Source organism: Thermalbibacter longus (assembly GCF_023806485.1).
GTDB classification, from domain to species: Bacteria; Chloroflexota; Chloroflexia; order Thermomicrobiales; family Thermomicrobiaceae; genus Thermalbibacter; species Thermalbibacter longus.
On record NZ_JAMSLR010000006.1, the window covers coordinates 39,799 to 61,615 of the forward strand.

The 21,817-nt window shown below is 68.5% G+C and carries 18 protein-coding genes; 9 read left to right on the forward strand and 9 right to left on the reverse strand.

Going from position 1 to position 21,817, the window contains the following annotated elements; genetic code table 11:
• Together NET02_RS09695 and NET02_RS09700 are read left to right on the forward strand one after the other, a co-directional pair.
• On the forward strand, window positions 1-501 hold the full coding sequence (locus tag NET02_RS09695; protein ID WP_284057206.1) for a CinA family protein: 501 nt from the start codon (window positions 1-3) through the stop codon (window positions 499-501).
• 72 nt (window positions 502-573) lie between these two features.
• Window positions 574-1,842 (forward strand): M16 family metallopeptidase, encoded by a 1,269-nt coding sequence (locus NET02_RS09700; protein WP_284057207.1) that lies wholly within the window; start codon window positions 574-576, stop codon window positions 1,840-1,842.
• A 33-nt stretch (window positions 1,843-1,875) separates the two neighbouring features.
• Here the strand turns inward: NET02_RS09700 and NET02_RS09705 are convergent, their stop codons facing one another.
• From NET02_RS09705 to NET02_RS09740, 8 genes are all read right to left on the reverse strand, one after another.
• Window positions 1,876-3,813 carry an LGFP repeat-containing protein gene (locus NET02_RS09705; RefSeq protein WP_284057208.1) on the reverse strand — a complete coding sequence of 646 codons (1,938 nt, stop codon included), beginning with the start codon at window positions 3,811-3,813 and terminating at the stop codon, window positions 1,876-1,878.
• A gap of 222 nt (window positions 3,814-4,035) precedes the next feature.
• Window positions 4,036-4,680, reverse strand: coding sequence for an MBL fold metallo-hydrolase (locus NET02_RS09710; RefSeq protein ID WP_284057209.1), 645 nt, complete (start codon window positions 4,678-4,680; stop codon window positions 4,036-4,038).
• Between the two features lie 21 nt (window positions 4,681-4,701).
• Entirely contained in the window at window positions 4,702-5,559 is an 858-nt protein-coding gene (locus tag NET02_RS09715; RefSeq protein WP_284057210.1) for an ABC transporter permease subunit, read from the reverse strand.
• The gene (locus NET02_RS09720; RefSeq protein WP_284057211.1) at window positions 5,556-6,530 is read right to left on the reverse strand and encodes an ABC transporter ATP-binding protein; all 975 of its coding nucleotides are present in this window, start codon (window positions 6,528-6,530) and stop codon (window positions 5,556-5,558) included. The genes NET02_RS09715 and NET02_RS09720 overlap by 4 nt, the downstream gene beginning before the upstream one ends.
• 196 nt (window positions 6,531-6,726) lie before the next feature.
• Window positions 6,727-7,902, reverse strand: coding sequence for an anti-sigma factor (locus NET02_RS09725; RefSeq protein WP_284057212.1), 1,176 nt, complete (start codon window positions 7,900-7,902; stop codon window positions 6,727-6,729).
• A 4-nt stretch (window positions 7,903-7,906) separates the two neighbouring features.
• The gene (locus tag NET02_RS09730; RefSeq protein WP_284057213.1) at window positions 7,907-8,521 is read right to left on the reverse strand and encodes an RNA polymerase sigma factor; all 615 of its coding nucleotides are present in this window, start codon (window positions 8,519-8,521) and stop codon (window positions 7,907-7,909) included.
• Between the two features lie 180 nt (window positions 8,522-8,701).
• Window positions 8,702-9,376 (reverse strand): hypothetical protein, encoded by a 675-nt coding sequence (locus NET02_RS09735; protein WP_284057214.1) that lies wholly within the window; start codon window positions 9,374-9,376, stop codon window positions 8,702-8,704.
• A gap of 112 nt (window positions 9,377-9,488) precedes the next feature.
• Window positions 9,489-11,297 carry a hypothetical protein gene (locus NET02_RS09740; RefSeq protein WP_284057215.1) on the reverse strand — a complete coding sequence of 603 codons (1,809 nt, stop codon included), beginning with the start codon at window positions 11,295-11,297 and terminating at the stop codon, window positions 9,489-9,491.
• Between the two features lie 275 nt (window positions 11,298-11,572).
• Here NET02_RS09740 and NET02_RS09745 point away from each other — a divergent pair, with 275 nt between their 5' ends.
• The 4 genes from NET02_RS09745 (at window position 11,573) to NET02_RS09760 (ending at window position 14,658) form a co-directional block, all read left to right on the forward strand.
• Window positions 11,573-12,292 (forward strand): TetR/AcrR family transcriptional regulator, encoded by a 720-nt coding sequence (locus tag NET02_RS09745; protein ID WP_284057216.1) that lies wholly within the window; start codon window positions 11,573-11,575, stop codon window positions 12,290-12,292.
• Window positions 12,267-13,190 carry an ABC transporter ATP-binding protein gene (locus NET02_RS09750; protein ID WP_284057217.1) on the forward strand — a complete coding sequence of 308 codons (924 nt, stop codon included), beginning with the start codon at window positions 12,267-12,269 and terminating at the stop codon, window positions 13,188-13,190. Before NET02_RS09745 ends, NET02_RS09750 begins: the two co-directional genes overlap by 26 nt.
• Window positions 13,187-13,999 (forward strand): DUF2705 family protein, encoded by an 813-nt coding sequence (locus NET02_RS09755; protein ID WP_284057218.1) that lies wholly within the window; start codon window positions 13,187-13,189, stop codon window positions 13,997-13,999. The genes NET02_RS09750 and NET02_RS09755 overlap by 4 nt, the downstream gene beginning before the upstream one ends.
• 119 nt (window positions 14,000-14,118) lie before the next feature.
• Window positions 14,119-14,658, forward strand: coding sequence for a type 1 glutamine amidotransferase domain-containing protein (locus NET02_RS09760; RefSeq protein WP_284057219.1), 540 nt, complete (start codon window positions 14,119-14,121; stop codon window positions 14,656-14,658).
• A gap of 208 nt (window positions 14,659-14,866) precedes the next feature.
• Here the strand turns inward: NET02_RS09760 and pyrF are convergent, their stop codons facing one another.
• Window positions 14,867-15,697 (reverse strand): orotidine-5'-phosphate decarboxylase, encoded by an 831-nt coding sequence (pyrF, locus tag NET02_RS09765; RefSeq protein ID WP_284057220.1) that lies wholly within the window; start codon window positions 15,695-15,697, stop codon window positions 14,867-14,869.
• 362 nt (window positions 15,698-16,059) lie between these two features.
• On the opposite strand from pyrF, the gene NET02_RS09770 reads away from it, so the two are divergent.
• From NET02_RS09770 to NET02_RS09780, 3 genes are all read left to right on the forward strand, one after another.
• Window positions 16,060-17,061: a threonine ammonia-lyase gene (locus NET02_RS09770; protein WP_284057221.1), complete on the forward strand. Its 1,002-nt coding sequence runs from the start codon at window positions 16,060-16,062 to the stop codon at window positions 17,059-17,061.
• Window positions 17,062-17,080: 19 nt separating this feature from the next.
• Window positions 17,081-19,189 carry a tetratricopeptide repeat protein gene (locus NET02_RS09775; protein ID WP_284057222.1) on the forward strand — a complete coding sequence of 703 codons (2,109 nt, stop codon included), beginning with the start codon at window positions 17,081-17,083 and terminating at the stop codon, window positions 19,187-19,189.
• 245 nt (window positions 19,190-19,434) lie between these two features.
• Entirely contained in the window at window positions 19,435-21,813 is a 2,379-nt protein-coding gene (locus NET02_RS09780) for a hypothetical protein (protein WP_284057223.1), read from the forward strand.
• Window positions 21,814-21,817: the final 4 nt, after the last annotated feature.

Consider the following 21,817-nt stretch of genomic DNA (forward strand, 5'->3'; position numbering starts at 1 on the left):
ATGCCGGACCTGCCGCCTCTAGAGCGGCAGCTCTATGACCTGCTGACCGGTCGCCGGCTCACGCTGGCGACGGCCGAGTCGTGCACCGGCGGGCTCGTCGGCCACCTGATCACGACCGTCTCGGGGAGCTCGGCCTACTATCTGGGCGGGGTCATCGCCTACAGCAATGAGCTCAAGCAGGCCTTGCTGGGCGTGCCGGCGAGCATCCTCGAGACACACGGCGCGGTCAGCCGGGAGTGCGCCGAGGCGATGGCGCGAGGCATCCGCGAGCGGACCGGGGCCGATATCGGTATCTCGACGACCGGGATCGCCGGCCCGACCGGTGCCACGCCGACCAAGCCGGTCGGGCTGGTCTATGTTGCCTGCGCGACCCCTCATGGCGTCACCTGCGAGGAGCACCGCTTCCAGGGCGACCGGCTGACCAATATCCGGCTCGCGGCCGAGGCCGCGCTGCGGCTGGTCCTCCACGAGGCCGCGGCGCTCCCGGAGCCGGGATCGTAGAAGAGCGCGAACAGTCGCGTCATATGAGTGGTGAGGGCAAAACACCGTTCGCCCCACAGTTGCGAGGAGTCGATGGAGTACTCGAAGACCACGCTGCCGAACGGTATTCGCGTCGTGACCAGCCGGATGGACCACGTCCGCTCGGCCAGCTTGATCCTCTACTTCGGCGTGGGCTCGCGGCACGAGCCCGACGCCAAGGCCGGCATTTCGCACTTCCTCGAGCACATGCTCTTCAAGGGCACCGAGCATCGCCCTGACCCGGTGCAGATCACCGAGGCGATCGAGGGCGTCGGCGGGCTCATCAACGCCGCGACGAACCGCGAGAGCACCAACTACTGGGTGAAGGTGCCCAGCGAGCACCTCCCGCTCGCCTTCGAGGTGCTGGCCGACATGGTGCGCCACTCGCTGTTCGCCCCCGAGGAGCTGGAGAAGGAGCGGCGGGTCATCATCGAGGAGATCCACGGCATCTACGACACGCCGGACGACTACATCCACGACGTGATCGACCAAGCCGTCTGGAACGGCCAGCCGCTCGGCCGCCCGATCATCGGCAGCGTGGAGACGGTACAGGCGATCACTCGCGATGACCTCGTCGCCTACGTGCGCCAGCACTACCAGGCCAACCGGCTCGTCATCGCGGCTGCTGGCGACCTCTGGCACGAGCAGGTGGTGGAGCTGGCCGATCGCTACTTCGGTGAGCTGCCGGCCGGGCCAGAACCACAATTGGAGCCAGCCCGGATCCGCGATGGGTTGCCCGATGTCCTCGTGGTCAGCCGGTCCACCGAGCAGGCGCACCTCTGCGTCGGCCTGCCGGCGCTGCCCTACACCGACGAGCGGCGGTTCACCCAAGGGATGATCGACGCCGTGCTCAGCTCCGGCATGAGCTCGCGCCTGTTCAAAGAGATCCGCGAGCGCCAGGGGCTGGCCTACGAGGTCTACGGCTACTTCCGCGAGTATATGGACGTCGGCGAGGCAGTCGTCTACGCCGGCACCGACGTCGAGCAGGTGGGCCGCGCTATCCAGGCCATCCTGCGCGAGCTGGACAAGCTGCGCCGGGAGCCGGTGCCGCCCGACGAGCTGGAGCGCACTAAGGAGCTGCGCAAGGGGCGGATCGTGATGGGGTTGGAGGACAGCCGGGCAGTCGCGAGCTGGATCGGCGGGCAAGAGCTGGTCTACGGCGAGATCCTGACGCCGGACGAGGTGATCGCACGCATCCAGGCGGTCACCAGCGACGATATCCAGGCGCTGGCCGGGGAGCTGTTCCAGGTGCAGCGCTACGCCCTGGCCCTGCTCGGTCCCTTCGACGACCCCGAGCCATTCCGCCGGCTGCTCCAGGCGTAGCAGCCGGCTCGTCCCCTAGCGGGGGGTGACGGCTCACCCGGTGAGCGTCACCTCCCGCTCGAGGAGCAGGTCGTCCCCGTCCGGGAAGAGCCAGCCGCTCGCGTCGCTGTCGAGCCAGACGCGCACGCGCAACCGATCGCCCGGCCCGCCGTGCAGCACGAAGATGTCCAGGGGCACGCCGCTGAACCAGCGCACCACCTGCTCGCCGCCGGCCACCCGGGCCGAGGCCGTGTCGTCGACCAGCTCGATGAACAGGCGCGGAGCAACCGCGGCCGGATCCAGGGCCGGCTCCAGGGTTGCGGTGGCCTGGAACGCTGGGCTGGCATTCCCTGGCTGCCAACCAGTGGCGGCGTCGCCGTCCACGGCCGGCCCGGCGAGGCTGAGCTGCGCGCCGGTGACCCAGTGGTGCGCCAGCGGACCGGCGATCGGCTCGTTCGCGTCGCAGGCATCGTTCCGGTTGAGGTCGACGCAGGCCGTGATCAGGTCTGTCCCTCCACGCTCGCCGCGGTAGCGCAGCTCGACGGTTCCGAAGGAATCCGTGACGGCTGTCCGAGCCTGCGCGTTGGCGCCGGTCACGACCAGGCGCACGGGCAACCCGGCGACTCCGGATACCGAGAAGGACGCTGCATACTCGCCTCCGACCACATCAGCGGTGCCGGAAGGGAGCCAGGTGCCGATCTGCACCTCCGAGACCCACAAGAGCTGCCGAGGTTCTAGAGCGAGATCGCATTCGACATCCCGATTCCAGTCGAGGCAGAGCACGATCACGCGCGAGGAGCCGATCGGCGGATGTGCCGGGCTCGGCGCACGCAAGGTTACGTGCCCGCTCGTGTCGGTCGTGACCACAGTGGGAGGAGTAGGTTCTGGATCGAGGCCATTCACGAGCAATTGGACGCCAGCGAAGGGTTTGCCTCCAAGGACGAGCCGCACCGTTACCGTCGCATCCTGACCCAGCAGCAACGTCCAGCCGGGCTGAGCCGCCCATTCCACCTCTAGCCCAAGCCAGACCTCGGCGCTGGCACGCGGCTCGCCGGCGTCACAGCGCCCGTTGCGATCCACGTCGACGCACGCTTCGACCCGATCGAGGCCGGCTCGCGCTCCGGTGTACTGGAGCCACAAGCCACCCCAGTCATCAGTGCGGCCGGCCAGCCGCCAGGCGAGATGCTGGTTCGGCCCCTCGACGATGCGGAAGAGCACGTCCGCCTGCGGGATCGGGAAGGGACCGCGCCGCACAACGACCTGCAGTCCCGCAGTAAGCGTGGACGTCCAGAAGGGCGAGGTCTCAAAGCTGATCGCTGGCTCTGCCGTCCGTGCCTCGAGCAGTGTGTGCCCCAGCCGGCCCAGCAGGACGTCGTACCGCTCCGGCCACGCCCCTGGGTGCCACTCGAAGCGGGCGCGCTCGAAGTACTGGACTACGTACTCCTGCCCGTCGTCCAAGTTCACCTCGCGGAACTCCTCGCTGATGGGGTAGCCGAACACCGCCAGCCCCCCGAACCGCTCCCAGTAGGCCCGAAAGCCCCCGCACAGGTTATGGCCCGTCTCGGCGAAGTGCAGGCAGCCGGGATCGGGCCCGACAGGTATAAAGGGCCCGCTCGGGAAGCTGGGATCGGTGCTCTCCCACGCTGCGACCAGTTCGCGGCCGAGCAGCCCGAGGAGGACATCGTGCCGCTCAGGATAGCCTCCCGGATGCCACTCGAAGCGGGCACGCTCGAACCACTGGGTAACGATCCTTGTCTCGGGATCGACGAACTCGTCGGTCAGCGGGTAGCCGAATAGAGCGAGCCCACCGAACTGCTCCCAATAGGCGCGGAAGCCGTGGCACACCCGATGACCTGTCTCGGGGAAGTGAATACACGGCTCCTGTGCGGCCGCACGGCGTGCGGTATATCCCGACGGGGCGATGAGGGATACGCCCGAGAGGACAAACCCGAGAGCCAACGCGAGCGCGAGGCGCCCGAGGACGAGGAACACTCCTACCCCTCCTCTGTCAGGCAGCGAACAAGAACGAGTACCTTCGGCGGGGAGCGCTCGGCTGGTGACCTGATCAGGCAGGTCTCTCGACCGAGCCGGAACCCTACTGTAGAATAGCTATTTGACCAGAGGTGTGTCAAGGAGCGTACGATGCTGTGGACACGAACCAGAACTCTGCTGCGTCGCGATTCCCCGCCCTGCACAGCGCCGGCGGCTCGGGTCTTAGGCTGGCGACGATGACGCGATCTGCACCATCCAGGGGCGCTCCCGGCCGATGGTCGTCGCCTGGCCGTGGCCAGGGTAGACCACCACTTCGTCCGGCAGCTCGAGCAGTCGCCGCATGGTTGCGACCGTTTGCTCCACGCTGGCTCCGGGAAGGTCGACACGCCCGTAGCCACCGGCAAACAGCGTATCGCCACCGAAGAGGACGCCGGCCTCCGGCTCGTAGAGAGAGATCTGCTCGCTCGCGTGCCCGGGCGTGTGGATCACCCGGAAGCGCCAGCGTCCCAGCTCGACCTCGTCACCGTCTCCGAGCAGGCGGTCCGGCGAGACCGGCTCGATCGCGAGCGACGGATCGCTGAACGGCGGCCGAGGGTTCTCCAGCCGGGACACGGCGAGCGGATGCGCAGCCAGCGGCGCGCCCGTCTCTCGTCGCAGCCGCGCCGCATCGAGGACATGATCCCAGTGGGTGTGCGTGATCACGATGAGGGCGATCTGCGCTCCTCGATCCCGAGCACCTTCCTGCAGCGCATCGGCTGACTCGGGCGGCGCGTCGACGACCAGTGCCTGCCGGGTCTCGGGATCGATGACCAGGTACGCGTTCGTCGCGATCGGCCCGCTGGGAAACGTCTGAATCTCCAGGTCCACGCTCGTTGACCTTTCGCTCAGCTAGAGATCTCGCTTCCGGAAGACGAGCATCGCGGCCAGCAGGAGGACGAAGGCGTAGGCCACTGCATACTGTACCGCGAAGGCGCTCGGCGGCGTGGTGGTGCCGAAGGGGTTCGGCCCCAGGAAGTTGACCGCCAGCCTCGGCTGGAAGAGGTAGCTAGCGAGTCGCCACATGCTATCGCTCGGCACGACGATCGAGCTGATAACCCCGATGCGGATCAGCAGGTCGTTATCCAGCGCGGTGCCGACCTGCTCCACCAGCCCACCGGTGATGGCCATGCCGTAGAGCATGAAGACCACGACACCGTTGGTGACCGTGCTCAGAAACGTGCTCCCGAAGACAGTCAGGCTGAGCAGGATCAGGCTCACCAGGAGGATGAGCAACGTGCCCTGCACAACGTTCGGCGGCGTGTAGTCTCCGACAACACGCGCGGTCAGGATCACCGACGCGACCATAGCGACGATGTAGAGCGCCAGCATGCCCGCGAAGCCCAGATACTTGCCGAGCACGATCTCCCATCGACGGATCGGCTTGGGGACAATCGCCTGGAGCGTCCCCGCGTCGATCTCGCTGGCGATCGTGCCGACCGAGGCGAAGATCGTCATCACCCCGCTGAGGAAGTTCACCGTCCAGAGCCCAAGCAAGACCATCGCGCTGGCGAAGATCTCGTACGTCCCGGCTGGCGGCACCCCGCGCTCGGCCCGGCGCGCCTCCATCTGGCGCCAGTCCTCGACGAAGAGGTGAAACCCCCAGACATAGAGGACGACGAAGAGCACGCTGAGCAGCAGCACGCCCCAGACCAGCTTCTTGCGCAGGCCCTCCCGAAAGGTGAGCTGGGCGATGACCAGGGACTTCATCGCGGCTCCGCGCCCTCGCGGCTGACGATGTCCACGAACACCTCTTCCAGCGTGCGGCGCTCCGGTACCACACCGTAGACCGGCGCGCCGGCTCGCACCAGGTAGTCGACCGCCCGGGCGATCGCGGTCTCATCGGCAGCGCGAGCGACGACGACTGGCCGAGGGCCGTCGGCGACCGTCTCGACCTGGACATAGGCGGCCAGCCCGCCGACGACGCCGTCCGGCAACGCGCCCAGACGGAACTCGACGGTCAGCTCCCGGCTGAGAAGCTCGCTCATCGGCCCGGTGGCGACCACCCGGCCGTGGTTGACGATCGCCACCCGGTCGCAGACGCTCTCGACCTCGCTGAGCAGGTGCGAGTTGAGGAAGATCGTCACGCCCTCCGACTTCAGCCGCAGGATCAGCTCGCGCACGTCCCGGCGGCCCAGTGGGTCGAGCGCGGAGGTCGGCTCGTCGAGGAAGACGACGCGCGGGTTGTTCAGCAGCGCCTGCGCGATGCCGATGCGCTGCTGCATCCCCTTGGAGTAGGTGCGCACGCGCAGGTGACCCACGCCGGCCAGCCCAACCAGTTCCAGCACCTCGGGGATGCGGCGGCGACGCTCTTCACGGCTCATCCCGTAGAGCTTGCCGTGCAGGTCGAGCAGCTCTTCGCCGCGCAGCCAGTCATGGAAACGGAACAGCTCGGGGAGGAAGCCGATCCGGCGGCGAGCCTCGAGGTCGCCCAGCGGCCGGCCGAGGATGCGCGCCGTGCCGGCCGTCGGCTGGATCAACCCCACCAGCATCTTGACCGACGTCGTCTTGCCTGCGCCATTCGGGCCGAGGAAGCCGAAGACCTCGCCCTCGTACACCTCGAGGCTCAAGTCCTCGACCGCGACCCGGTCACCGTAGACCTTGCGCAGGCCGAAGGATTCGATGACAGGCACGACAGAGACCGGGCGGGCCTGGCTCGGTGCGGAACCGGTGGCGGTCATCGCGGATTCTCCAGGGCGATCCCAGCGAGCCGTAATCCGGGTCGATCATAGCACGAGGGCTGCTGCCGGCCGGCATAGCAGGAGACGCAGTGGCCGGAGCTGGCTCCGGCCACTGCGGGATCTGGAGTTGGGGAGGAAATGGGCGGATGCGAGAGTTGTTGTCCCATCATCGCTGCGGCGAGCCCGGCGAGCGCCATCAACGCACGGACTCAGCCACCGAGAGGACAGTCTCACCGTCCATCGTGCCGCCCACCGCGTGCAGCACGCCATCCTTCTGCCAGAGAACGGCCGAGCCCTCCGGAGCCTCGATCAGCAGCCCGGACGCACCGTGAAGGGTGACCTGCCGGGTCGACGCGTCGGCCGGGACCGGAATGATCAGCGTCTCCCGCCAATCGCGCACCGCGCGGATCTGCGCGACCAGCTCCGGTGGCAAGCCAGGCAGCGAGAGGAGGTCTTCTCGCAGCAGCTCGGGGTCGATCGTCTCGGGCAGGATCAGCTCGGGACTGCCCATCTCGGCCACGACCAGCATCTGATCGCCGCTCTCGTAGACCTGCGCTGCCGAGGCGGGCACGTTGAGCGTGACCGTCACCGTCGGCGCTACCGCCGGATCGGGCAGCGAGGCGAACTGGACGCCCAGGCGAGCCAGCATCTCGCGGGCGCGGGCCACGTCGATCGTCACCGAGGCCGTGCCCGCCTCGCCGACGAAGTAGCGCGGCGAGGCCCCGCTCACGGCTGCCGGAAGCTCGCCCGGCGCGGCCGGCTCCCGGCCGAGCAGGGTAGCCGCTTCATCGAGCGAGCCGACCTCGCGCATGCTCTCTTCCTCGAAGGTGGTGGTGAACTGAGCGATCTGCTCCAGCTCCTGGTGCATCGCCTCGCGCTGCTCGGGCGGCAGCATCTCGGTCTGTGCCGTCATGGCCGCCACGGCCTCCATCGGAACCGTGATGGCGGCGAACTGCTGCACCCGGAAGCGGTTGACGAACTCGTCGGCCAGTGCGCCGAACGGCGTGAGCGTGACCACGAGAGCCAGCACCGCAACGGCGGCTATGCCAGCCGCGGCGAACCGCACCGGGGCCGATCTTCGATATCCCATCGGGATTCCTCCTTCTCGCCTGGCATCGCTTCTCGCGCGCCGTCCCCGCGCATGCTGCTGCCAGCGACGGTACGCTAAGGCCGGATCGGGGAGCGTTCCCGGCGTGGCGGCGTCGACCACCCGGCGAGCGATCTCGGCCGACTCCGAGAGCTCGCGGACGAGCCGCTGGCAAGCCGGGCAGTGGCGGACATGCTCGCGCTGGGCGGGCGGGAGCGCGCCGTCGCCGCGGTCGAGCAGTATCCGCAGCTCGCCAGCACCAGGACACGACCGTCGTCGAAGCATCGGCTCAGTGCTCCTCTGTACCGGCCGGGTAGAGTGCCCGGTACCGATCTCGTACTCGTCGCTCGGCCCTGGCCAGCAGCGTCCCGACGGAGCTGGGCTGCACGCCCAGAGCCGAAGCGATCTCCTCATAGCTGAGCCCGCTGTGACGCATCACCAGGATTGCCCGATCACGCTCCGGCAACGCCGCAAGAAGCTCGCGCGCCAGCTCGGACGCCTCGCGCTGCTCGAGCTCCCGTGCCGCCGCACCCCGGTTCAGCGGCCACTCCAAGCGAAACCAGCGGAGCAGCCGGTCGTGATGGCGGCGGCGACCACGGATGGCGTTCAGCCCGAGGTTCGCGGTGACACGATAGAGCCATGGCTGCACGCTCTCCCCGTCCGCGAGCGCCGGTGGGCGCTGGTACAGGCGGATAAACACCTCCTGCGCCAGATCTTCCGCCTCCTCGGCGGAGCCGGCCAGCTTGAACGCGAGCCGGTAGACCGGGCCGTAGTACCGCCGGAAGAGCTCGGCGAACGCCGTCTCGTCGCCTGCTCGCGCTGCCTGCACCAGTGCCTGGTCATCGAGGAGGCTCGCCTGGGCAATGGCCATCGCGCCCGTCCACCCGCCCTGCATCCACTCCATACAACACCGCCGGCGCTCCAAGTGTGACACGCAGGCTACCCCTCTCTCCAGCCGAGAACGCTGGAGATGCGCTCAGGGCCCCTGCGTCCCGCGCATCAGGTGGCCCTGAGGGAGAGCCTGCGCCGGCCATCGATCCTCGCACGTGCTCCCAGCGATCGAGCAGCACGCGAGGCGCGCTGGCTAAGACACTGCGATGAAGAAGGAATACTCGGCTGTCGGCTTACGCCCGGGGACTGGGTTCCTCGACGGTTCGGGCCACTCGACCCGGAGACGGACGAAGTAGTTCCCGGCGGGGACGTCGGTAACCCAGGAGTAACGCCCATCCGATCCGCTGAGCTCAGCCGAGGCAGCCGGTTCCGTCCTGGGGATGAACGCCACGATCGCTCCCGCCTGCGGCCCGATCCGATCCTTGTTCCCCTCTTCCGGGAAGACGTCGAGCGCGACCTTCTCCGGGGCCGGGCCGCCGCGCAGCTCGATCTGCACCGTCTCGCCCGCCTGCACCGCCAGCGGCTCGGGCTGGATCTCGAAGCCGCGCGAGGTCACCTCGGCGGCGTAGCCGGTCTCGTGGACCCAGTAGAAAGCCCCGAAGGATGCCTTCTGCTCCCCGCTCTGCGTCACCAGGTACGCATCCGGCGGCTGGACGAGGATGCTGCCCGGCGGGGGGGTGCTCGATGGGTTTGGGGTCTGCTCCACCGGTGACGCCGGTGCTGTGGCCGCGACCGTCGGTGTCGCTACCGGCCTGGTCGGCGTGACACCGGCCGTAGGTCTGGGAGTTCCACTCTCGCCGCCGAGCCGGCAACCGGCCCCGAGCAGAAGGACCACTGCCAGCAAGACGATCCAACGCTTCAACTCCATGCGCGTCGTTCACCCTCTCTCATGACTGTGCCGTGCGCCGATCCCCTCCTGCCCCGGCGCTGGAGCAGGAGGGGACACTGAAGGGTATACGAGAGCTGAGCTGCGCGCTCGCTCACTCGGCGTGGGTGGGAATATCGGTGGAATGCTGCTGCCCGTCCCAGCTATAGCCCCAGAAGTGCCAGCGGAACGCCTCCACCAGGCTGCGCAGCGTCGCCGAGATGTTCTGCGGGATCGGCCGGCCGTCGGCCGAGAACCAGGGATCGATCGGCTGCGGGCCGGTGACGACCGTGGCATGAGTCGGCAGCTCGGGATGAGGCCGGCCGTCCCAGGACTGGCCGTAGAAGTGCCAGCGGAAGGCTTCGACGAGCGCCTTGAGCGAGCGAGAGACGGTGTCTGCCTTCATTCGCCCATCGGCGGTGAACCAGTGACCCTCGGCGGCCAGCGGCGAGACGACGAAGCCCCAGGTCACCGTCAGCGCCTCGCCGCGCGCGTTCTGCACCCGCGCGCTCACGGCGTAGCTCCCAGCGGCCAGCGTGCGCTCGGTGAAGGCGGTCTGGTCGGTATCGCTCGGCCCGCCGACCTCGGTGTCGAGCGGCTGGCCGTTCAGCCAGAGCTGGAAGCTCGTGATCGGAGCGCCGGAGGTCACGTGCGCTGCGATCCGCACTGGGCCCGGCGAGAGCGTCGCGTAGCGGGAAGGAGCGAGGGCGTCGAAGCGGATCGAGCCAGCCGAGACCTGGGCATGGGTCGGCATCTCGCCGTGGTAGAAGCCATCCCACGACTCACCGTACAGGTGCCAGCGGAACGCCTCCACCAGGCTGCGCAGCGTCGCCTCGACTTCGGCTCGTCGGGGAGTACCGTCGGCCAGGAACCACCAGCTATCGTTCGGGTTGTTGGAGACGACGAACTGCCACATGGTCCGGAAGGTTTGGCCGGACCGATCCTCGGCGGTCGCCAGCACCTGGTACAGCCCTGGCTGGAGCCGGATCCCAGTAAAGGCGCTGAGCTGGAAGGCGTTGGGGCCGGCGATCTCCGGCGCCAGCTCCTGGCCATTGAGCGTCATCGTGACCCGCGTGATCGGGCTGCTGCTGCGGACGTTGACCGCAACCGTCACCTCGCCCGGCGCCACCGTGCTCCAGGGAGCGGGGGTAAGGTTCGTAAAGGTAAGCGGCCCGCCAGGAATCCCTCTTCGGCTGGTCACTACCCCGGTCGACTCGAAATCCCAGGCGATCGTCGTCGTGCTGTAGGCAATGCTGAGCGCGTCGACGGCACCCTGCCAGGACGACCAGGAGACGCCGCTGAGACAGCCCGCTGCCACGACCAGCGCGCCGGTGTCGTCGTTGGCCAGCGTCGCGTTGGGATAGGCGTCCAGGTAGACGCTCAGCGGCTGCGGGTTCGCCTGCGTCATGCCGGCGCGCCCGTTCAGCGACCACCAGACGCCCTCGAGCGCGTCCCAGGTCTGCCACTCGATCGGGACGACGGTGTCGTTGAGGTGCGGCAGGTACACGAGCTGGTCATCCGGTAGGCCGTCGTCGTTCAGGTCGACCTGGAGCATGAGGTACGGAGCCGCCTGCGTACCACCGGTGACGACGAAGGTGGAGTAGGTCAGGTTGTGCAGGCTGGCGAGCGGAACGCCGTCGAGCCCGCCCTGGTGGAGTTGCAGCCAGGCGAGCCCATCGCTCGCCGTGCTGAAGACAAAGCTCCCACTTCCGTTCAGGGGCACGCCGGGGCCGTTCTCGAAACCGCCTGTCCCGTATCCACCGCCGGCCGGGCACGCCAGGAGCGTGAACTCCCACCCGTCGCTCGACACCTGGGCCAACGCGCTCCGCGGTGCCCAAGCGGCGCCCATCGCCAACCCCAGCACAAGCGCTACAACGCAGGCCAAGCCGGCGCGGCCTGCGTTCCCCCGAGCCCCGATCCCCATGGCCGCCTCCCTTCCCTGACCAGCCCGGTACCAAGAGAAAAGCAGGTTATCTACACGGTACACTGCCAGGCGCTGCTGTACGTACCCACCATAGCAGCCAGGTGCCTGAGAGGCAAGGCCAGGAGCAGTTATGGTCACTCACCGGACGACACCCCGCACTCCCCGGCGCCATGTTCCAGAGCACGCCGTCCGCTTCGCGGAGGAAGAGGTTTGCGTTCTCGGCGCGCTCGTGGTACTCTATGACCAGATGAGTAGATTTAGTCATGGAGTCACAAATGCCCCCTGTCGATCGCGAGCAACGCGCCCAACGGATCCTCGACGCCGCCGCCCGGCTGTTCGCGCACTACGGGTACGACAAGACCACGGTCGACGAGATCGCCCGCGAGGCCGGCGTCTCCAAAGGCGCCATCTACCTCCACTGGCCCGGCAAAGAGGCACTGGCCGAAGCCCTGCTCTACCGTGAAGTCCGGTGCGTGATCGAGGATTTTCTCCAGCGTCTCGAAGCCGATCCGGAGGGCGGTACGATTGGCTCGATCTACCGGCATGGCCTCCAGGCTACCTTCGCCAACCCGCTCGTGCGCGCTGTCCTCTCCTCCGACAACCGGGTACTCGGCGACTACCTGCATCGCCTGGGCCCGGACTTCTACCGCATGCGTTTCGAGGCCGCACGAGCGCTCATCGAGCGCATGCAGGCGGCTGACCTCATTCGCCGCGACCTCAGCCCGGAGGTCGTCACCTACCTGCTCACGATGCTCGGCCTCGGCCTCTCGACCGCGAGCGGCCTGCTCCCAGCGGAGGTCAGGCCTCCGCCCGGCGAGGTCGCGGAGGCTCTGGCCGACGTCGTGCAGCGCGCGCTGGCTCCGGAGGGGGGTGGAGATCGAGAAGCCGGCAAGCGCCTGGTACGCGCGTATGTGGCGGAGGTCACCCAGCGATACGAAGAACTCCGTGGACTGCGGAGGGACGTGGACGATGGACAGCCTTCCGATTCAGGTTAACGGGCTCACCCGGTTCTACGGGAAGACCCGCGGTGTCGATGACCTAGCCTTCACCGTGGAGCGCGGCGAGATCTTCGGCTTCCTGGGGCCGAACGGCGCCGGCAAGACGACCACGATCCGCCTGCTGATGGGCCTGATCCAACCCACGCGTGGCAGTGCGAGGATCTTCGGCCTCGACTGCTGGCGCGACGCGACCGCCGTCAAGTCGCACGTCGGCTACGTGCCCGGCGACGCGCGGCTTTACGAGGCGATGACCGGCGCCCAGTTCCTCGATTTCCTGGCCGGCTTCCGGCCTGGGATCGATCCGGCCCGGCGCCGGATGCTGGTGGAGCGGTTCGACGTGGATCTCAGCCGCACGATCAAGCATCTCTCCAAGGGCAACCGGCAGAAGCTCGCGCTGGTTCAGGCGTTCATGCACGACCCGCCACTCCTGATCCTGGACGAGCCGTCGAGCGGGCTCGACCCGTTGATGCAGCGCGAGCTCTTGACATTCCTGAGGGAGGAGCAGGCGCGCGGCAAGACCATCTTCCTGTCCTCGCACCTGCTGTACGAGGTGGAGCAGGTTGCCGATCGGGTCGGGATCATCCGCGATGGCCGGCTGGTCGCGGTCGCGACGATCGAGGAGCTGAAGCGCCAGCGCACCCGGCGCATGGAGGTCGCGTTCTCCATGCCGATCGATTTGGCACAACTCGCCAGCGTCGACGGTGTCCAGGTGCTCCAGGTCCGCGAGGGAGGCCGCTGGGTCGAGCTCGGCGTCTCGGACGGGCTCCCGGTGCTGCTGCGCCGGCTGAGCGAGCTCCCGGTGGTCGACCTGGTCTATGCCCCACCCGACCTGGACAGCGTGTTCATGGGCTACTACCAGCGGCAGGAGGCAATAACAGGGGAGCGCGCGCGATGAGCTGGACGATGACGCGCAAGGCGCTGTGGGATCTCCGCTGGACGACCTTCTGGTACGCGCTGGGGCTCGCCCTCTATACCCTGCTGATCGCCTTCGTCTATCCCACTTTCCGCGAGCAGAGCGCGCAGTTCGAGGAGATCGTCCGCAACTACCCAGAGGCACTGCTGCGTGCCTTCGGGATCGAGCCAGGGCAGGGACTGTCGAGCAGCTTCGGCGCGTTCATGCACGCCGAGGCCTACGGCTTCGTCTGGCCACTGGTAGCGGCAATCTTCGTCATCATGTCCGGTGCCGCGGCCGTCGCCCAGGAAGTCGAGCGGGGCACCGCCGAGCTGTGGCTCTCGGTGCCGGAGAGCCGTCCCCGGCTGCTGGCCGGCAAGCTGGTCGCCCTCCTGGTAGGCATGCTCGCCGTCGTCGGGGTGTCCGTGCTTAGTCTCCTCGTCGCCGCGCCGCTGGTCGATGCCGAACTCCCGGCGGATGCCGCCGCGCAGCTCGGGGTCGTGCTCCTCGACTTCCTCATCGCGGTCGCGGGGATTTCGGTGCTGTTCTCCTCGATCTTCAGCGAGCGGGGGAAGGCGGCCGCCCTGGCGGCCGCGGTCGTGCTGGCGATGTACCTGGCCTGGGTGATCGCCGGGCTCAGCGAGCGGTTCGAGTGGCTGCGCTACCTGAGCATCTTCACCGCCTACCGGCCCCGCGAGGCGCTGGAGGGCAGCAGCGTGAGCTGGGCCGGCCTGCTGGCACTCCTGGCGATCGGGCTCGGCAGCATGCTGGCCTCGCTCGCGATCTTCCGGCGGCGCGACATCCTGGTCTGACCCTGCCCCGCCCGGAGGCTGGAGCAGGTCGATCGAGTTGCCGCGCGTCGACTAGCAGTGGCATCCTGAGAGCGCGCCGAACGCTCCGAACGACTACGCTCGACGGGAGGGTGACACAGATGGCTGAGTTGAGCGGCAAGCGAGTGGCGATGCTCCTCGCGAACAACTTCGAGGACGTCGAGGCGACCGACCCCAAGCGCTACCTGGAGGAGCGGGGTGCCGAGGTGGTCGTGATCGGCCTCAACCGCGAGCCGATCACCGGCAAGAAAGGGACGACGATCCAGCCGGACAAGACCGTCGACGAGGTCACGGTCGATGAATTCGATATGCTGGTGATCCCCGGTGGCGGCTCACCGGAGAACCTGCGGATCGACGACCGGGCGGTGGAGTTCACCCGCCGCTTCGTCGAGAGCGGCAAGCCGGTAGCGGCGATCTGCCACGGCCCGCAGCTCCTGATCTCGGCGAACGTGCTGCGCGGCCGCACGGTGACCTGCGTCAACAAGATCCGCGATGACGTCAAGAACGCTGGCGCCAACTACGTCGACGAGCCGTTGGTGATCGACGGCAACCTGATCACGTCGCGGGTGCCGGCCGATCTCCCGCAGTTCGACGAGGCGATCGCTAAGGCGCTGGCGGGCGTGCCAGTCCACGGCGACTAGCTCCTGCCCTTACGACGTCCTTGCCCCGTCCGTATGCCAGCCGTCTCCCCTCACCCCGCCCTGCGGGCACCCCTCTCCCTCCAGGGAGAGGGGCCAGGGGTGAGGGCAGCAACCTCCACCCTCACCCCGGCTTCGCCACCCCTCTCCCCAGGGAGGGAGAGGGGCCGGGGGGTGAGGGCGGCTGAGAGGGGCCGGGGTGAGGGCGAATTTAGCGCGTGGGCCGCGCCCGGTTGATGGCGTCGCGCAGCGCCAGGGCGGCGGCGCGGGCAGCCGCGGCGAAGTCCGGCCCCTGGCTCGCGTAGATCACCGAGCGCGTCGCATTGACGACGATCGGGGCTGCAGCGCCGGCCAGGCCACTGGGTACCGCGGCCTCCAGGTCGCCGGCTTGAGCGCCGACGCCGGGGACCAGGATCGGCAGGTCAGGGTGTTGGCGACGCACCGCGGCCAGCTCGGCCGGGTATGTCGCGCCGACGACCAGCCCGCAGGAGCCGTAGCGCTCGTTCCAGCGGGCGACGCGCCGGGCGACATGGAGATAGAGTGGCTCCTCGCTTCCATCTGCCCGGACAGGCACGTCCTGGAGCTCGCCGGCCCCAGGGTTCGAGGTCTTGACCAGCACGAAGACACCCCGGCCGGGCGCGCGCAAGAATGGGGCCAGCCCGTCCTCCCCCAGATAGGGGTGAACGGTGACCGCGTCGAAGCCCCAGCGGTCGAAGAAGGCCTGGGCGTAGGCAGCCGACGTGCTGGCGATATCGCCGGCCTTGGCGTCCAGGATGACCGGGATCTGCGGCGGGATCAGCCGGCGCGTCTCGACGAGCGCTCGAAGGCCAGCCTCGCCGTGGACGAGATAGAAAGCCAGGTTGGGCTTGTAGGCACAGACGAGATCGGCAGTCGCCTCGATGATGGCCCGGTTGAACGCGAGGATCGACGAGGGGTCACGCGGCAGATGAGCCGGGAACCGCTCGAGGTCGGGGTCGAGCCCGATGCAGAGCATCGAGTCGTTAGCGCGGATCGCCTGGTTCAGCCGTTCCAAAAATTGCATCGTGCACCTCGTTCACACATCGCCTGGCTAGCTGTAGAATAGCAGGGCAAGAACGTTCCCGCAGCCGATCCAGAATCCGGTGCCGGTCGGTACGCGCGCAACGGGATGGGTCGTGACCGCTGACTTTCTTTGCACGACGCGGACCGTGAGAGCGGCAGGACGGCGCTCCAGGGCGCGAGCGCGCCGGGTGACCGGCGTGAGGTGGCCTGGCGAAGCGCGTATTGTCCGGACAGGTGCGTCTTCGCGCATGCCGATGGGGAATGCTTGGGTATAGCCAGAGGAGTTCATGGACAACCCAGCGCGATCGTCGTACCCTCACCAGTGCCACCGCAGCGGGTTGGGGGCCGCCTGGGAGGCTGGACATGAGACTCGAGCCGCCGACGTTTCAAGATATCTTGCGGGCACGCGCCGTCGTGCACCGCTATCTGCCGCCGACGCCGCTCGTGCAGCCGGCAGCCCTCAGCGAGCGGCTCGGTTTCGAGGTGTACCTGAAGTGCGAGAGCCTCCAGCCGATCGGCGCGTTCAAGGTGCGCGGCGGGGTCTACCTGATGAGCCGTCTCTCGCCGGAAGAGCGCGCCCGCGGCGTGGTCACGGCGTCGACCGGCAATCACGGCCAGTCGATCGCCTACGCGGCGCGGCTGTTCGGCGTGCGAGCAATCATCTACGCTCCCGAGGACGCCAACCCGTTCAAGCTCGCGGCCATGCGGCGACTGGGTGCTGAGGTCGTCCTGACCGGTCGGGACTTCGACGAGGCGCGCCTGGCGTGTGAGGAGCGTGCCGCCCGTGACGGGTTTCGCTATATCCACTCCGCGAACGAGCCAGACCTCATCGCTGGCGTCGGTACCTACGCGCTGGAGCTGATCGAAGCGGTACCGGACCTTGACGCCGTGATCGTCCCGGTCGGGGCCGGGAGCGGCGTCTGCGGGACCGGGATCGTGATGAAGACGGTCAACCCCGGGATCGAGGTGATCGGGGTGCAGGCGGCCGGCATGCCGGTCGTCTACGAGTCCTGGCGGCAGGGCCGGCTGCTGGAGCTGGACGGGGGTTCGACCTTCGCCGAGGGGTTGGCCACGCGAGTGGCGTTCGAGCTACCGCTGCGGATCATCCGCGAGCGGGTGGACGAGCTGGTGCTGGTGAGCGACGAGGAGATGTGCGCGGCGATCGTCGAGCTGATGGAGACGGCACACCTGGTCGCCGAGGGTGCCGGCGCGGCGGCGCTGGCCGCCGCTCACCGGCTACGCGAACGCCTGGCGGGGAAGAAGGTCGCGCTGATCGTCAGCGGTGGCAACATCACGCTCGAGACGCTGCGTTGGGCCCTGGCGACGGCCGGATATCCACCGGCTGTTGCTGGGCCGGCCAGCTAGCGCGACGGTGAGGGGGACAATGTTCGAGCAGTTCGGCCGCTGGCTTCGTCGCCGGCAGGGGATCGAGCGGAACCCGCTGTACCGGATCGCTGCCGAAGTCGCGGCTGGCCGGCTCACGCCGGAGCAGGCATACCTGGCCGCCGAGCAACCTGACTTGCTAGCCCGCATCGCCGATGGCGACCTGTGGGAGCTCCAGGCAGAAGCTTCCCGGATCGCCGTCGACGAGCCTGAACAGGCGCTGCTGCTGACCCGGCTCGCGATCCTGGCAGCCCGGCAGAAGAGCTTCGACCGCGTGTTGATGGAGGCCAACCTGCGCGCGGCCGACCTGCTGGCTGAGATGGGTGAGACCTCCGAGCAGGAGCTCCACCTGCGCGAGGCGCTGCGCGCTGCCCAGCGAATCGCCAACGTGGTCGGGCAACGCCGGGCGCTGGCGAGGCTGGCCCGGCTGGCGTTCGACCGCGGCGAGCGGGAGCGGGCCCGGGAGCTCCTGACCCGGCAGCTCGAGTCTGGACGGGAAGACACCGATACGCTGGAAGACGTGGAGACAGCGCTGATGCTCGGCGACCTGGCCCGCCAGGACGGCGACCTGGCCGCGGCCCGCGAGTTCTACCACCGCGCCGGGCGCAGCGCCCGCCGGGTCACGCACTATGCCGGCCTAGTCGATGCCCTGCTCCGCCAGGTCGCGATCCTACGCGATGAAGACCCGGACACGGCCTACGTGCTGTTGCAGGAGGCGCAGGAGGCGGCCGAGCGAACCATCGACCATCGCTTGCAGGCCGAGATCGCGATCCAGATCGGCGCGCTGCTGGCCCAGCGGGGCCGCCTCACCCAGGCACGCTCGGCACTCCTCGGCGCGCTGGAGCGAGCGCGGGCCAGCAGCGATCTGACGATGGAGAGCCGCTGTCTCATGGGGCTGACCAAACTCGAGCGGCGGATGGGCAAGCTCGTCGAATCTGCCGAGCACTACCACCAGCTCGCCAACCTGGAACAGCGCCTGGGGAGCCGCGGGACTGCTGTCCGGGCATTGCTCGACGCGGCCGAGCTCTACCTCGAAGCGCGCCAGCCAGGCCGTGCCCTGCAGATGCTCCAGCTTGCCCAGCAGAATGCCGAGGGTATCGAAGACCAGGCAGTCCGCCAGCGGCTCCTCGGGTTGCTCGGGCTGGCGCACGGGGCGCTCGACCACCGGGGCGAGGCGCTGGATTACCTGGGCGATGCGCTCCAGCTTGCTCAGTACTCCGGCTCGGCTGAGGACGAGGCGCGCTGGTTGCTCGGCACTGGGGAGATCCTGCTCCAGTTCGGAGAGCTGGGCAATGCGCTCGATGCGGCCGACCGCGCGATCACGCTGGCTCAGCAAGTCGGTGCGGTTCACCTGGAAGCGCAGGGGCTGGCGCTGCTCGGCTCGGTCTGCCTGGCGCGCAACCTGACACGAGAGGCGAGGAGCTATCTCGATCAGGCGGTGGAGCTCGCCGCTGAGGCGGGGGATGTCGCCGGCCAGCAACGCTACCTGCTGATGCTGGCCGAGCTCGCGCGGCGGGTCACCGACCCGCACGGCGCCATCGGCTATCTGCGGCAGGCCCTCGACCTGGCGATTGCGACCGGCAATACGGAGATGCGCGCCCGGCTACATGGCCAAATCGCCCGGCTCTACCAGGCGTTGAACTTTTTCCAGGAGGCGGAGGAGCATTACCGGGCCGCGCTGGCCGCAGCCCACGAGATCAACGATGTCTCGCTGCTCGCCCGGGCGCTCCGCGGGCTGGCGACGGTGCTCGATACCACCGGTCAGGCCGAGGACGCGGCCGCTGCCTACCGGCAGGCGATCACGCTCTCGGAGCAGCTCAACGATCGCCGCTCGGCGATGGCGCTGCACTATAACCTCGGCGTGCTGCTGATCGACCAGGGCAACGAGGCCGATGCCCGCTACCACCTGCGCTGTGCCTACGACCTCGCGACCCATCTCGGGGAGCGGGAGATCGTCGAGGCGACTCTCGAACTGCTCGGTGAGCCCTTCGTCGAGCGACCAGCCCCCGCTCCGGCGTCGATCCCGCCGGACTACGGCGAGGATCTCCTGCTGAGCGAGACCGCGCTGCACGAGGGAGCCGAGCAGCACCGCGACGTGCTGCGGGATTGACAGCCCGGCCACGGGCGCTCGCTGGCCGTTGCCCCTGCCCTATCCCTGCTCGAATAGAACACGCGTACGAACGCGCTATTTCTCTTTTATCCCTCTAGACGTACGTACACATCTGTGCTAGACTGGCGGTGTCAGAAAGTCACGACCGCGCCGCCGGGAGATCCGTCCGGGCGCAGGGCTCCCTGCGCCCGCGGGGGACTGTGCGCCTGCGCGGAGCGCGCGACAGCGAGAAGGAAGCGAGAAGCATGCCGCGAACCACCTGGGCAACAACGCATTTCGCGCCGGGGATCGCCGCGACAGGAGAGTCCCCATACATCGGCCTGCTCATGGATGGGGATCTCGGGAGTGCCGGGGGCCACGGGGTAGCGGTGATCCTGGAGCCACTGGGCGAAGGGCCAGGCGTAGCCGAGGCTGCTCGGCAGGTGCTGGCGCTGCTCCAGCACGCCGCCTGGCAGATCAACGGGCAGACCTCGCTCGAAGAGCTGGGCGACACGCTGGGACAGGCCTTCGGGGCCGCGAACCAGTGGCTCTTCAGCCTGAATGCCGGCCGCTCGCTGGGTGAGTGGTACCGCTTCGGCGCGACCTGTGCCCTCTTTCGCGGGCCTGATCTCCTGATCGCCCAGGTGCTGCCGGGCCAGGTGCTGGTGGGTCAGGAGCAGGAGATCTATGCCTTTCCCGGAGAGGACGCCGAGCGACAGGACAGCAGCTATCCCCTCGGGCAATACCGGCAGGTCCAGCCAGCGTTGTACTACACCCGGCTGGCACCAGGCGACACCGTCGTGCTCTGCCACCAGGAGCTCGGGGCCGCTCTCGCTGCCCGCTTTCCGGAAGCCATCCTGAGCCCAGACTCGCACCGCATTATCAGGCTCCTGGAGGAGCTGGCCTGGGAGAGCGGGCGCCCGGACGCCCACGCGATCGCGATCGCCATCGGCTCCGAGCGCAGCGCGCCCGCACGCCCTCTGCGCCGGCTGGCGGATGTGCTGCTCCACTTGCTCCCCGAGGAGACAGCGCGGCGACTCGACTCGCGGGCTAGGACGAATTGGCCGGGGGAAGCGGTTGACCCCACGATCGAGGCGGTGCAGACTAATCATGGGGCCACCGGCGGCGTTGACGCGCACGCCGAGGCGCGGGGGGATTGGGACGACGAGCCACCTCGACGCAGCGACGACTCTGCTACACCGGATCGATCCTGGCGCGACGAGGAGTCGACCGCCGAGGAGCGCTGGGAGCCCTCCGCCAGTTCGGACGATGACGCCGTCGCAGGCGACTTCGAGCACCGGGCAGGGAGGAGTCGTACCCTGGTCGAGCTGCTGGCCGGTTTCGCCATTGCGCTCGTCGCGGCCGCGCTAGGCGTTTGGCAGCTCATCAGCCGGCGTCGCCACCGCCTTTCCCCACCGGCGGACGACGGGACGTTCGGGCTCCCGCGCCTGCAACGCTTCAACGACGCCATCCAGTTCCCCGACTTCGGCCCCGTGCGCCGCCAGCTTCCCCGATTGCCGGTGAGCCGGATGACCGGGCTGGTGGCAATCAGCCTGATCGGCATTCTCACTACGGCACTGGCGTTCTCTATCCACAACGATCGCGAGCGTGCCCGCCAGGAACGGTTCGACATGCTCGTGCAGACGGCGGTACAGGAGCGCATGCTGGCCGAGCAGTCGAGCGACCCGACCATCGCCCGAGCATATCTGTCGACGGCCAGCGCCCGGCTGGACGCGGCCGCCGAGCTCGGGCTCGACCCCGCGCGGATCCAGCAGGAGCGGGCCGCTGTCCAGGCGGCCACCGACCGCGTGCTCAAGATCCAGCGCCTGGAGAGCATCCAGGTGCTCGGCGGCGTGCCGCCAGCGCCTGAGGGGGTGACCCCGCGGCTCTTCTTCGGCAACGGCCAGCTCTACATCCTGACCGACGCGCTCTATCGCCTCGACAGCGGCGGCACCAAGCTAATCAAGCTGCTCGAGCCTGGGGCCCAGGTCGGCGGCGCGCCGGTCGGCACGTTGCTCGGCGCGGCCTGGGGCGAGGGCACACCGGTCGCCTTCGATGGGGCCAATGCGTATATTCTCGACCCGGCGACGGCGCAGTGGAACCGACTACCGGTCGGCACCTTCGGCGCGCCGTACTCCGGCGTTGCGACGGTGAACGGCTTCGCCGGCAACTTGTACCTCCTGCTCCCCGAGCCGGGGCAGATCCTGAAGTTTCTCGCTGGCTCCTACCAGAACCAGCCTGAGGACTGGACCGGCGGCCAGTTCACCGAACACCTATCCGGCGCGGTAGACATGGAGATCGATGGGCGCATCTACGTGCTCAAGCCGGACGGCACGGTGGTGACGTTCTATCGCGGCGCGCTGGAGGGCGAGGCAACGCCGCAGGTGGATCCGCCGGTGGCGAACGCGGTCGCGCTCTCGATGCAGCCGGATCGGCCTTTCCGCTACGTGGCAGACCGGGATGGTCGCATCCTCCGGCTCTCGCAGGACGGAACCCTGGTACAGCAATTCCTCCCGGCCGAGGGGGCGCCGCCGCTGGGGCCGATCCGGGATATCGCGGTGGACGACATCCTCGGCGTGGCCTATGTGCTGACCGACCAGGCGCTGCTCTCGATCCGGCTGCCTGCCCCGCCGGCCGGACAGTAACTGC

What these genes read in the sequence shown, in the direction of transcription:
- NET02_RS09695 (WP_284057206.1), top strand. Translation starts at nt 1, where the DNA reads ATGCCGGACCTGCCGCCTCTAGAGCGGCAGCTCTATGACCTGCTGACC.
- NET02_RS09770 (WP_284057221.1), top strand. Translation starts at nt 16,060, where the DNA reads ATGAGACTCGAGCCGCCGACGTTTCAAGATATCTTGCGGGCACGCGCC.
- NET02_RS09755 (WP_284057218.1), top strand. Translation starts at nt 13,187, where the DNA reads ATGAGCTGGACGATGACGCGCAAGGCGCTGTGGGATCTCCGCTGGACG.
- NET02_RS09725 (WP_284057212.1), bottom strand. Translation starts at nt 7,902, where the DNA reads ATGCTTCGACGACGGTCGTGTCCTGGTGCTGGCGAGCTGCGGATACTG.
- NET02_RS09740 (WP_284057215.1), bottom strand. Translation starts at nt 11,297, where the DNA reads ATGGGGATCGGGGCTCGGGGGAACGCAGGCCGCGCCGGCTTGGCCTGC.
- NET02_RS09760 (WP_284057219.1), top strand. Translation starts at nt 14,119, where the DNA reads ATGGCTGAGTTGAGCGGCAAGCGAGTGGCGATGCTCCTCGCGAACAAC.
- NET02_RS09730 (WP_284057213.1), bottom strand. Translation starts at nt 8,521, where the DNA reads ATGGAGTGGATGCAGGGCGGGTGGACGGGCGCGATGGCCATTGCCCAG.
- NET02_RS09715 (WP_284057210.1), bottom strand. Translation starts at nt 5,559, where the DNA reads ATGAAGTCCCTGGTCATCGCCCAGCTCACCTTTCGGGAGGGCCTGCGC.
- NET02_RS09720 (WP_284057211.1), bottom strand. Translation starts at nt 6,530, where the DNA reads ATGACCGCCACCGGTTCCGCACCGAGCCAGGCCCGCCCGGTCTCTGTC.
- pyrF (WP_284057220.1), bottom strand. Translation starts at nt 15,697, where the DNA reads ATGCAATTTTTGGAACGGCTGAACCAGGCGATCCGCGCTAACGACTCG.
- NET02_RS09780 (WP_284057223.1), top strand. Translation starts at nt 19,435, where the DNA reads ATGCCGCGAACCACCTGGGCAACAACGCATTTCGCGCCGGGGATCGCC.
- NET02_RS09700 (WP_284057207.1), top strand. Translation starts at nt 574, where the DNA reads ATGGAGTACTCGAAGACCACGCTGCCGAACGGTATTCGCGTCGTGACC.
- NET02_RS09775 (WP_284057222.1), top strand. Translation starts at nt 17,081, where the DNA reads ATGTTCGAGCAGTTCGGCCGCTGGCTTCGTCGCCGGCAGGGGATCGAG.
- NET02_RS09745 (WP_284057216.1), top strand. Translation starts at nt 11,573, where the DNA reads ATGCCCCCTGTCGATCGCGAGCAACGCGCCCAACGGATCCTCGACGCC.
- NET02_RS09735 (WP_284057214.1), bottom strand. Translation starts at nt 9,376, where the DNA reads ATGGAGTTGAAGCGTTGGATCGTCTTGCTGGCAGTGGTCCTTCTGCTC.
- NET02_RS09750 (WP_284057217.1), top strand. Translation starts at nt 12,267, where the DNA reads ATGGACAGCCTTCCGATTCAGGTTAACGGGCTCACCCGGTTCTACGGG.